Raw genomic sequence first — 11,030 nt, forward strand, 5'->3', positions numbered from 1 at the left:
AAGGAATGTTCTGCCGAGCCCCGAACCGCGCGATGAATCTTTCACGTATATTTTGCTGATCATGAGCTTTCCATCGGGATGGTTCGGGATCAAACCGAGGTATCCCACGGGTTCATCGCCACGCAGGGCCAGGTAATACTCATACCCGGAAGCCATCTGGGATTGAAGCGCCTCGACGCTTTGAAACTTCTCCAGCATGTAATCCACCTGTTCCTGGCCGATGATTTCCGGATAGTGATGATTCCAGATTTCCCTGGCCAAGGCGGCGAGGCGAGCCACTTGCCGACTGTTTGCAACGGGCTCAATCGTGATTCTAACGAGACGCTCTACCGAACCCGCATTCAATGCGTCCGCTGCGGCGGACAAACCGTCGTGGCCGGCGCGGGGAGCGGGAGTCTCGTCGGCTTCCGAGGGAGGCGTGATTGGTACGGCATTCAGCAGCGCAGCGCGTATCGCATTTTCTTCGCTGGCATGGGCCAGAACAGTCACCTGGTCCCCCCCGTGCAAATGGGTCGATCCCTTGGGCGCGATCAAGAGTTTTCCCCGCGTAATCAGGGTGATCACGGCTCCGGCGGGCAAGTGCAGCTCGGCGATGGTTGGACCGATCAGCCCCTGAGGATCGGGGAGATCGACGACGATCAAATCGTAGTCGCTTTCGCTCATGGTCACGAGTTCCAGATTGAACAGCGGCTTGGGACGCATGGGGCAGGTCAGTTTCAACCACTTCGCCAGCACCCCGAGGGTGCTCCCCTGCACGGCAATGGACAGGAGGACGGCGAAGAACACCATGTTGAACACATCCTGTCCAACGGCGAGCCCGGCGGCGGCGGGATAGGTGGCGAGGACGATCGGAACCGATCCGCGCAAGCCGGCCCATGCAATAAAGGTTTTATCCTTCCATCCCAGGCGCATCCCGATCGTGCCGATCAAAACGGCAAGGGGGCGGGAGATGAAGGTCAGCACCGCGAAAACGATAATGCCTTGAAGCCAAATGCCACTCCATTGGCGGGGAAAGACCTGCAGGCCCAGCATCACGAACATGGCGATGTTGGCCACGGTGGACAGCGCCGCCGAAAAATTCGTCACGCCCTGTTTATGGACGAAGGGTCGATTCCCCATCACGTAACCGGCCACAAAGACCGCGAGCATGCCGCTCGCCTGCAGCGCGTCGGTAATTCCGTAGGTTAGCAGGACCATGCCCAGTGACAGCACATAGTAATGACCGCGGTCTTGCGGGCTCAGGCGATTAAACAGCCACAGTCCTGCGCGCGCGATCACCCACCCCACCAATGGCGCCGCCGCAAATTTCCAGACGAACTGGACGACGGTCAAGGGCCAGGCCGTATGGGCCGACGTAAGCATGCCCAGCACGGCGACGGTGAGCAGCACGGCCATCGGGTCGTTGGCGCCGCTTTCAATTTCGGTGATCGAGGAGAGTTTTTTCGGGAGCGACTGCCGCCGGAGAATGGAAAAGATCGCGGCCGCATCGGTGGAGGAGATGATGACCGCAAGCAGGATGGATTGCTCGAACGACCATTCGAGCAGGTATCGCAAGACGCCGAAAGTTGTGGCCGCGGTCAGAATGACGCCCCATGTGGCCAGCCCGCCGGCCGGCAAGGCGACCGCCGTGAAGTCCGTTTTCTTGGTCGAAAAGCCCCCATGGAAAAGGATGAACACCAAGGCCAGGTTTGCGATCTGCTTGGTCAGGGCGATGTCGTCGAAATACCAGAGGTTGAGGACATCGCTGCCGCAGAGAATCCCGGCGCAAAGCGCGATCAGGATGACCGGAACGCTCCATCGATCAAGCCACACGGCGGCCAGAACGACGCCAATCAAAATCAATGATCCTATTACATAAACGGAGTCCATGACGTCCTTTTCATTCCCGGATAAATTCTTGCTGGACTGAGTTGTTTCGGCAGCACCAACGGCGTTTAAGCGTTGTATGAATTCCCGAATGGGGAAGCTACCCTTTTCTGTTTCTTTTAAGCTCAGAACCGGTTTCCCGCCTGCAATCGATCGCCCCCCCGGCGTCTGCATGATTCGCCGCTCCATACCCCTCGTTGCGATCTGATGCACGGAAGCGATGTGTCGGACTGCAGGACGGAATTGGTCGAGCCTGCGCGACCTTCCCGCCGCAGATCCCCACCTCGGGCTCCCGATACGCACACTCAGGGGGCGAGGCGCTCGATGCTCCAGCCCTCGTCCGTGCGCGTGTATTGGAATCGGTCATGCAGGCGATGCGCCCCGCCCTGCCAGAATTCGATCACGGTCGGCGTCACGCGGTATCCGCCCCAGAAATCCGGCAGCGGGATTTTGCCCTCCTTGAACTTTTCCTTCATGGCGTAAAACTGCTTCATCAGCATCTGCCGCGAAGAGATCGGCCGGCTCTGGGCCGAGGCCCAGGCCGCCAGCTGGCTCTCCTGCGGGCGGGAGGAAAAATAGTTCAGGGATTCCATCAGGCCGACCCGCTCAGCCGACCCGCAGATCTTCACCTGCCGTTCGAGCGCATGCCAGGGGAAATGCAGGCTGACCCGGGGATTGCGCGCGATCTCCAGCGCCTTGCGGCTTTCGTAGTTGGTGTAAAAAACCAACCCGGCGGCATCCAAATGTTTCAGCAGCACAATGCGCTGGCTGGGCTGACCGTCCTCATCCACGGTGGCCAACGTCATGGCCGTGGGATCCGGAAGATCGGCCTTCACCGCCTGATCGAGCCAGAATTCGAACTGCTCAACCGGATCGTCCGGCAAATTCTTTCGGAGCAGCCCATCCTTCAGGTAGTCCCTTCGTATTGATTCGAGTTCGATCATCATGCTTCCTTGAATTCATCGCACACTAGCGCCCCGAATGCTGTTCGGTCGGCGCATACCCCCCGCGGGCATGGTCGAAGCGCTCAAGCATTGGAATATAGCGCCGGTAGCGGTCCAACGGAATCTCGTTCCGCCAGATCCCGCCCAAACGGGCGGCCACCACGCTACCGAAAAAGAGCACCACGATGAGCATGGCATACAGCCAGGGGCGAATGACCAGACGGTGTTTCCGCATGCCCAGGCCCAAGGTATCCTTTACCGGGCAGACCGCCACGCACCGCAGGCAGGCGTGGCATTCATCGGACCGGACGGTCCCCGCGCAATGAACCTCTATATTCACCGGACACACCTGCGTACATTTTCGGCAGTCGATGCAGCTTGCGACATTGCGCCGGATTTTCCAAGGGCTCAGCCAGCCGGCCATTCCGAGCAACGCGCCGTAGGGACACAAATAACGGCACCAGACATTGCGGATCAACAGGGCCAGCAACGCGAGAACGGACAGCACCACGATGGTGGTCGTCGATGGATCCAGGAAAAAGACCAGCATCTTCAAATCCGCAATTTGATTGTAGGGACTGTAGATGAATGCCTTCAGGGCCGACCCGGGCATCTTCACCAGAATGATCCAGCAGAAAAAACCGAGCAGCAGATATTTGATGCAGCGCAGCAGATAATCGAACCAGCGCCGTACCTGCAACGGTTGCCGGAACAGCAGTTTCTGCGCGCCGTTCATGAATTCATTCATCAATCCGAAGGGACACACCCAGCTGCAGAATCCCCGTTTGAGCAGTAGCGCGGTCAGCAAAATCACGACAAACATCACGAGGCCCGCCGGGTGGATGCGGTTGAAGTCGCCCGAAACGATCCAGTATTTCAGGCTCATCAGCGAGCTGATCGGCAAGAAAGCCTCCACCCCCGGCGGCCGCTCAACCACCCGTTCCGCGCCTACCACCAACTGCCGGTAAAACAGTAAAAACCGGAAGCCGATCCAGATCGTCACGGCGGCAAACAGCAGCTGCACCAGCCTCCGCAACAGATTGACACTGTTCAGCGTTTTCAACAGACCGCCGTAGTTCATCTTCATGCCTATTCATCCCCTGAAAAAAGGAAAAGGATAATTGCACGCCGGCCAACGGCCTTGATGCGGATCAAGAAAACGACGCATTGGATTTTTTTCGAGGGCCCCGTCTCCACGCCACATCAAAGAAACGGGTGAATCGCCCGTCTTCCAATCGCGGAACGATGGGCGGCAATCTCCGGAAACGAACCCTGCGTGTTGCCGCCCCCGCGAAGGGGCCGATTTGCGAGGGCCTGCTTCCCAATTCGTCCTGAAGAGCCAAACGCACGGCGCCAATCTCCGCACGCCCCCCCTTGGCGACCCGGGCGTTAATCTCAGCAAAAATCTTCTCGCCAAGGCGGCCATTTAAGGGGATTCTCCCGTCGCTTTCAACCAAACCCAACAGACGGCCATTTTCCTTTGAAAAAACACTAGACTTGGTAGGGGCGTTTCCCTATACATAACCCTCTTTTGCGCGATTCCCCGATCTCGCATTGATGTAAAATTTTAAATAACGAAGGTGTTACCATGCCTAAAACGAAAACGAAAAAGTGTGCAGCTAAACGGTTTAGCAAAACCGGTACCGGCAAGTTGAAGCGGAACCACATGGGTGGAAGCCACATTTTGACCAACAAAAACCGTAAACAGAAACGGAAACTGCGCAGCCAAGACATCGTCGACAAGTCGGACATGAAGCGCATCATCCCGTTCATCTAATTGCTGAGGAGACTGAATCATGCCAAGAGCAACCAATGGACCGGCCTCGCGCCGTAGACGCAACAACCGCCTGAAACTCGCCAAGGGTTTCCGTGGCGCACGCAGCAAGCTTTTTCGCCAGGCCACGGAAGCCGTGGACCGCGCACAGGCCATGGCCTATGTGCACCGCAAGCACAAGAAACGCAACTTCCGCCGTCTGTGGATCGTTCGCGTCAATGCCGCTTGCCGCATGAACGGCATCAGCTACAGCCGCTTCATCGATGGCTGCAACAAAGCCGGCATCGAACTCAACCGCAAAATGCTTTCCGAAATCGCCATCCACGATGCCGAAGGATTTGCCAAAGTGGTTGCGACCGCCAAAGCCAAAGTCTGCTAGGTTTAGCCGACCGAACTTTGCAAAGGACCGTCCGAATGGACGGTCTTTTTTTTATTTCCGGCGGCGGCGCGCGTGCTTCCCTTTCAGCGAGTGGATCTGGGAGCGCCGCTCGCCCAGTCCGCGGATCACGGAAATGGGCGTTTCGGTTTCGTAGTCGAGCCCGCTGTAATACATCGCCGCGGCGGGCGTCATCGGCAACGGGATAAAATCCTGCACCTGCTGGAGATTCCAGCGCTCTTCGCGGATATAGCCGGCAACCGCCTTCATCTCTTCCGCGGTCGAGCCGGGGAAATTGGAGATGAAGTACGGCACGAGATACTGCTCCTTGCCGGCCTCGCGGCTGCACGCCTCGAATTCCTTGCGGAAGGCCTCGAACACCTCCAGCCCCGGCTTGCGCATCCGCTTGACGACATCGGGATGCAGGTGCTCCGGGGCGATTTTGAGATGCCCCGAAACATGGTTTGCCGCCAGCTCGCGGATGTACTGCGGATTCTTCAGCGCCAGTTCCATCCGAATGCCCGACTGGATAAAGACATGCTTCACCCGATCCAGCGCGCGCACGCTCCGCATCAGATGGATTTCCGCATCCTTGTCGATTTCCAGATTCGGGCAGATATTGGGATGCAGGCAGCTAGGACGCCGACAGACCTCGCACGCCTTGGAAACCCCGTTGCGGCAACCGTAGAGATTGGCGGTCGGCCCGCCCAGATCCGTCACCGTACCGCGGAAACTTTTACTCGCGGCCATCTCCTCCACTTCCCGCACGACCGAATCCTCCGACCGGCTGGAAAGAAAACGGCCCTGGTGAAATCCGAGTCCGCAGAAGGTGCAGCCGCCGGCGCAACCGCGCACCACGGTCACCGATTCCTTGATCATCGTGAAGGCCGGGATCGGCTCCTTGTACATTGGGTGCGGCGCGCGCATGTAGGGCAGCTCGTAAATCCGGTCGAGCTCGGCCGTATTCAGCGGCATGGCCGGCGGCTCGATCCACAGCGCCCGCGCGCCGTGGAATTGCACAAGCGGTTTGCCGGAAAAAGGGTTTTGCTCGCGCTCGGTCAGCTTCGTCAGCTGGATCATGGACGCCTTGTTGGACTGGCACTCCTCGTAGGACGGCAACACCGTGCACGCTTCGAAATCCCGCTCGGCCGACTCGCGGCCGCCCAGCAGCCGCGCCGTGCCGGCGATGCCCTCCAGCGGTTCGTCCGCGGCAATGCGCCGGGCGATCTCGCGGATGGCGCGCTCGCCCATGCCATAGACCAGGATGTCGGCCTTGGAATCCTGCAACACCGACGGCCGCAGTTTATCCTGCCAGTAATCAAAATGAACGGTCCGGCGCATGCTGGCCTCGATCCCGCCGATCACCACCGGCAGTTTCGGGAACGCACGCCGCGCCAATTGCGCGTAGACGTTCACCGCCAGATTCGGTCGCTTATCGGTTACGCCGCCTTCGCTGTAGTCGTCGTCGCGGCGCCTGCGGCGCGCGGCCGTGTAGTTCGAGAGCATCGAATCCAGATTCCCGGCCGTAACGCCGCAAAAGAGGCGCGGCCGCCCCATCACCTCGAAGCTCGCGGGATCGGTCCAGTCCGGCTGGGGCAGAATCCCCACGCGCAGCCCTTCCGCCTCCAGCACCCGGCCGATCACCGCCGCGCCGAACGTCGGATGGTCCACATAGGCGTCGCCGGTGACAATCAGGACATCCAACACATCCCAGCCACGCGCCGTCATTTCGGCTTTGGTGGTGGGCAGGAATTGTTTTTCGGGAGCTTCGTTCATGGTGCGCGGGAACATATACCCTGCCCCGCCCCCTGCCAACCCTTCTTTGCTCCCCTTGTCCCTTCACTTCCTACCTCCTTTTTCGCATTTCGCTGGCATCATGATCAAAAAAGGCCTTATCAAACGCAACGGCAATCAGTCCGACCTTTTCTGCAACGATCCCCAAAATTGCAGGACTTCTTTTTTGTGCCCTGACGGTTCGAATTTCGAGCAGATCCAGCGCGCGGCGACGGTCGCATACGCGGAGCGCTTCCTTTTCACAAACGATGCGCTAGTCGCTAATAACACGGTAAAAACGATGCGACACACCGGTAGAGTAATCCACTGAATAGCCAGTAGCATTGGTAGCACTGATGACCCCGCCAAGATCAAACCAGTTGGTTGAAACGAGATTGGTCGAATACTGAACCTGGTAGCTCTGACCCGAGATGGAAGACCACTCAATTCCTACCGCCGAGTCGATGTTTATGCTTACAACGATCGCCGGAACCGGTGTAGCACCAATGGCCGCGACGCGAAACCCGAACGCTTCGTTCCCATCAGCCGCCGGGTTGAAACCGTTGCGGCTCGTGGAACGCAGGAAGCCGTAGCCGGCAGTGGCTAATCCTCCACGATACACGCGGTCGGCAACCGGGTTATTGGTCGATCCATCAAAGGCACTCTCGCACCACTCCCAAACGTTGCCCATCATATCATAGGTTCCGTTCTGCTCCGGACCACCGAAACCGGCTTCCCACATATAGTTGGGGAAACCATTCACATAGCCGCTACTGTAATAGTTCCAACCCTCGGTCGTGCCATGGGTCAGATCGCCCAACTCGTCGCTCCCGTTGGCAAAGAGCGAATAGGTGCCGTCATTAATCGGCTTGTAGTAGGCCGCCTTGTACCACTCGTCCTCGGAGGGCAGCACATAAACCGTGCCGTAGGTCGAAACCGCCGCCGCGCGATCCACCGCCAAAAGAGTCAGACCATCGCCGCTGAATTGATAGGCACCGCCGATGGCACTGCCCGTGGTGAGCCAGTTGGCAAACTTCATTCCCTCGTAAGCCGAGACATACGAGGCCGGGCCCCCGCCTCCCACGGTGCGGGTGCCGTCGTTCCAGTAGCCCTCGTCGCCATCGCTGATCAGGCTGTCCGCCGCGCGCGCCTTGGCAAACTCATCGATCGTCACCTCCGTCCTTCCGATGCGATAGTCATAGTCCACCGCGCCATAGCCGTTCGCATCAGCCGAATTGTCCGCATTGCCGATGAGTACAAAATCGATGCTGAACTGATTCGTGCCCGTGCCGAACACATCCGCATAACACCCGACGGCCACCAACACCGCCGCCAAAATCACTGCTTTCCGTTTCCGACTCATAATGAACTCCTATCTGATAAAGGAACCATACTCCCGCTTTTTCACGCATTCAATGATCGTATTTGTCACTTTTCGTCGCCTGCAGGGAAGGAAACGTTGCATAGAGTCTTCCATTCCAGCGCTCCCTTCTTTATCGTTTCCATCCGTTGGAAATAGCAGGGAGCACAGACCATGATCAAAGACACCATTGCCAAACTCATTAGCCACGAAACCCTTTCCCGCGCGGAGGCCGCCGCGGCGATGACCGACATCATGTCGGGCGAGGCCACCGAAGCGCAGATCGGCGCTTTTATCATGGGCCTGCGGCTCACGGGCGAAACGCCGGAAACGATTGCCGGATGCGCGGAAGTCATGCGAGCGAACGCCACGAAGATCAAATGCGATGACCCCAATGCGGTCGACATTGTCGGCACCGGCGGCGACGGCGCGCATACCTTCAACATTTCCACCACCTCCACCTTCGTCATTGCCGGCGCGGGGGTCACGGTGGCCAAACACGGCTCCTACGGCGTATCGAGCAAATCCGGAGCGGCGAATGTACTCGACGCGCTGGGCATCAACATTCAGTACACGCCGCAGCGCATGGAGGCGTGCCTGAACGAGCTGGGTGTGGCCTTCCTGTTCGCGCCGGGCCTGCACCCGGCCATGAAGCACGTGGTGGGTCCGCGCCGCGAACTGGGCGTCTGGAGCATCTTCAACATTCTCGGTCCGCTCTGCAATCCGGCCGGCGTCAAAAACGGCGTCATGGGCGTGTTCAAGCCGGAGCTGGTGCCGATCGTCTCCGACGCCTGCGCCCAGCTCGACATGAACTACCAATTCATCGTCCACGGCAATGACGGCCTCGACGAATTTACCACCACGACCACCACCATGGTCACCGAAATCCGCCGCGGAAAGGTGGAGTCCTACGAGGTCCAACCCTCCGGCCTCGGCCTCAAAACCGCCACCGCGGCCGACCTCGTTGGCGGCGAACCGGCCGAAAACGCCGCCATCACCCGCGCCATCCTCGGCGGCGAAAAAGGCCCCAAACGCGACATTGTCCTGCTCAACGCCGCCTTCGCCATCATGGCCGGCGGAAAAGCGGACAACCCGAAAGACGGCCTCGCCCTCGCCGCCGAATCGATCGACTCCGGTGCCGCGCTGAAAAAGCTCGAAGCCCTGGCTGCGATGTCGCAGGGGTAGTTTCACCGGGATAACAGGATGTATTGCGGCATTCCATGTACAATCCGTGAAAGGCTCTTCCGATTGCACAAAACAAACCCAAATGATAGTGTTTGTTCATGAGTCAGACATTGGAACAGATCTTTATCCTTGCCGCTCGAAAAGAAATCAGGATTTCCGACCACGGATATAACGAGCTTGCCAATGACGGGATTTTCGCTCGTGACATTGTGGGTTCGCTACCTGATGCAGAGCTACTGGAAGATTATCCTAATTTTCATAAGGGAGCGTGTGTTTTAGTACTTCAGAGAGATCGAAACGGAAATCCGATTCACGCCGTGTGGGGGATTCCTAAAAATGAAACAAGTCCTGCGGTTTTGGTTACGGCCTATCGTCCCGACCCAACAAAATGGTCAAACGACTTCAGGAGCAGAAAATGACAACCAGACATTCCACAAAACTAGTACATGAAGGGAACTACATGGCTGACATCGATGTGGAGCTCATTGAGCAGGAAACAGGATGGTCTCCATATCTTTCCCTCGACGATGCCTACAAGATCGACGACGTGCGTGAAGCGCTTAGGCGCAACGATCTCCAATCTGCAGGCCGCCTTGCCCGCATTTTTCAATTAACGCCCATTGCAGTTTAGAACCCCTCGCCAAAATGTCGCACTAAAGCCGCCGTGTTGCGCTGGCTCTACTTCAAGGAACGCTGACGCGGACGCGATAAAACAGGGGATCGGTTTCGGGCATGTGATGAAACTCCACACCGTCCGCAGAACCGGCCCGGTCGAGCTGGTTTGAATCGACCGTCCAGCCGCCCGTCGTCAGGTTGGTGCTGACGAGCAGGCTGTACTGCCGCCTGGCCGAAGCCGTGGCAATAATTTGATTCGTTCCCGACGCGCTGGCGAAGGCGGTGATCCTGAAGAGCGAGTTGGTGTCGAACGGATCGGTGTCCGCAATGGATTCATCGGCATCGGCAATGCCGTCGCCATCGCTGTCGGCGAGTCCGTTCTCCGCAGCAATGGGGCTGTAGCCATATTCGACTTCCCACTCATCCAGCATGCCGTCGCCATCCGTATCGGAAGCCGCGTTGATATACTCGTGCGCCCCCATGTCAACCACTGCGGAGCCATCGTTGTCGCCGTCGAGCGGCCGCGACAGGCCGTCGATATCTTCCGACCCGCTTCCGGCATTGCTGCCCGCATCGATGGCGGGCGAGCCGCTCAGCAAGGTGAGGTCGTAGTTCGCAACGTCGGCAAACCGGGGATCGGCGGACAGGTTTCCAATGCCGGCATAGCCCTCTTCGATGATGCTGTAGGTAATGTCGGCAAAGTTGTCGTGCCACACTTCAAGATCGGTCGGCCCGGGCGCCGTGGTGATTTTGTTGCCGAAGGAGATGCAGTTGATGATCGTGGGCAGATTGGCCGAAGCCGCAGCGCTGTGCGATCCGTTGTAGATGGCCGCGCCCTTGTCCCACGCCTCATTGTTCGCAAAAACACAGTGGCTGAGCGTGGGCGACGACGTTCCGTCGTTGCCCAGCGCCCCGGCCATAATGGAATAGTTTCCGGCAAACACGCAGTTGGTCAGGAGCGGCGAGCAGTAAAAATCGTTATACATGCCGCCGCCCTTGGCATCGCAGACATTGTCGTAGAATCGGCAGTTTACGAAGGTGGGATGCGTGGCGACATCGTTCTGCACCCCGCCGCCGCGTTTGCTGGCGGTGTTGCCGCTGAAGGTGCAGTTTTCATAATAGGGATTCGGATCGCTG

At 58.4% G+C, this 11,030-nt stretch carries 11 protein-coding genes; 5 read left to right on the forward strand and 6 right to left on the reverse strand.

Features of this window, described 5'->3' with window-relative positions; genetic code table 11:
- The 3 genes from ABYO54_RS07720 to ABYO54_RS07730 all read right to left on the reverse strand — a co-directional run.
- A partial coding sequence (locus tag ABYO54_RS07720) for a potassium/proton antiporter (protein WP_372807674.1) occupies positions 1-2,040 on the reverse strand: 2,040 nt, incomplete at its 3' end.
- A 131-nt stretch (positions 2,041-2,171) separates the two neighbouring features.
- Positions 2,172-2,807 (reverse strand): pyridoxamine 5'-phosphate oxidase, encoded by a 636-nt coding sequence (pdxH, locus tag ABYO54_RS07725; protein ID WP_372807684.1) that lies wholly within the window; start codon positions 2,805-2,807, stop codon positions 2,172-2,174.
- Between the two features lie 28 nt (positions 2,808-2,835).
- A complete protein-coding gene (locus ABYO54_RS07730) occupies positions 2,836-3,897 on the reverse strand; it encodes a 4Fe-4S binding protein (RefSeq protein WP_372807675.1) in 1,062 nt (353 codons plus the stop codon).
- A 501-nt stretch (positions 3,898-4,398) separates the two neighbouring features.
- Between ABYO54_RS07730 and rpmI the strand changes: the two genes are divergently transcribed.
- Together rpmI and rplT are read left to right on the forward strand one after the other, a co-directional pair.
- A complete protein-coding gene (gene rpmI, locus ABYO54_RS07735; RefSeq protein ID WP_372807676.1) occupies positions 4,399-4,587 on the forward strand; it encodes a 50S ribosomal protein L35 in 189 nt (62 codons plus the stop codon).
- Between the two features lie 19 nt (positions 4,588-4,606).
- Entirely contained in the window at positions 4,607-4,963 is a 357-nt protein-coding gene (gene rplT, locus ABYO54_RS07740; protein ID WP_372807677.1) for a 50S ribosomal protein L20, read from the forward strand.
- Between the two features lie 51 nt (positions 4,964-5,014).
- On the opposite strand, the gene ABYO54_RS07745 is transcribed toward rplT, so the two are convergent.
- Both ABYO54_RS07745 and ABYO54_RS07750 read right to left on the reverse strand, forming a co-directional pair.
- Positions 5,015-6,751, reverse strand: a complete 1,737-nt coding sequence (locus tag ABYO54_RS07745) for a YgiQ family radical SAM protein (protein WP_372807678.1) — start codon at positions 6,749-6,751, stop codon at positions 5,015-5,017.
- 256 nt (positions 6,752-7,007) lie between these two features.
- A complete protein-coding gene (locus tag ABYO54_RS07750) occupies positions 7,008-8,096 on the reverse strand; it encodes a formylglycine-generating enzyme family protein (RefSeq protein ID WP_372807679.1) in 1,089 nt (362 codons plus the stop codon).
- Between the two features lie 171 nt (positions 8,097-8,267).
- On the opposite strand from ABYO54_RS07750, the gene trpD reads away from it, so the two are divergent.
- The 3 genes from trpD (at position 8,268) to ABYO54_RS07765 (ending at position 9,909) form a co-directional block, all read left to right on the forward strand.
- A complete protein-coding gene (trpD, locus tag ABYO54_RS07755; protein ID WP_372807680.1) occupies positions 8,268-9,278 on the forward strand; it encodes an anthranilate phosphoribosyltransferase in 1,011 nt (336 codons plus the stop codon).
- Positions 9,279-9,376: 98 nt separating this feature from the next.
- Entirely contained in the window at positions 9,377-9,697 is a 321-nt protein-coding gene (locus ABYO54_RS07760; protein ID WP_372807681.1) for a DUF4258 domain-containing protein, read from the forward strand.
- 41 nt (positions 9,698-9,738) lie between these two features.
- A complete protein-coding gene (locus tag ABYO54_RS07765) occupies positions 9,739-9,909 on the forward strand; it encodes a hypothetical protein (RefSeq protein WP_372807682.1) in 171 nt (56 codons plus the stop codon).
- A 52-nt stretch (positions 9,910-9,961) separates the two neighbouring features.
- On the opposite strand, the gene ABYO54_RS07770 is transcribed toward ABYO54_RS07765, so the two are convergent.
- A partial coding sequence (locus ABYO54_RS07770) for a choice-of-anchor Q domain-containing protein (protein WP_372807683.1) occupies positions 9,962-11,030 on the reverse strand: 1,069 nt, incomplete at its 5' end.

It is taken from the genome of Pontiella sp. (assembly GCF_041622395.1).
Taxonomy (GTDB): Bacteria; Verrucomicrobiota; Kiritimatiellia; order Kiritimatiellales; family Pontiellaceae; genus Pontiella.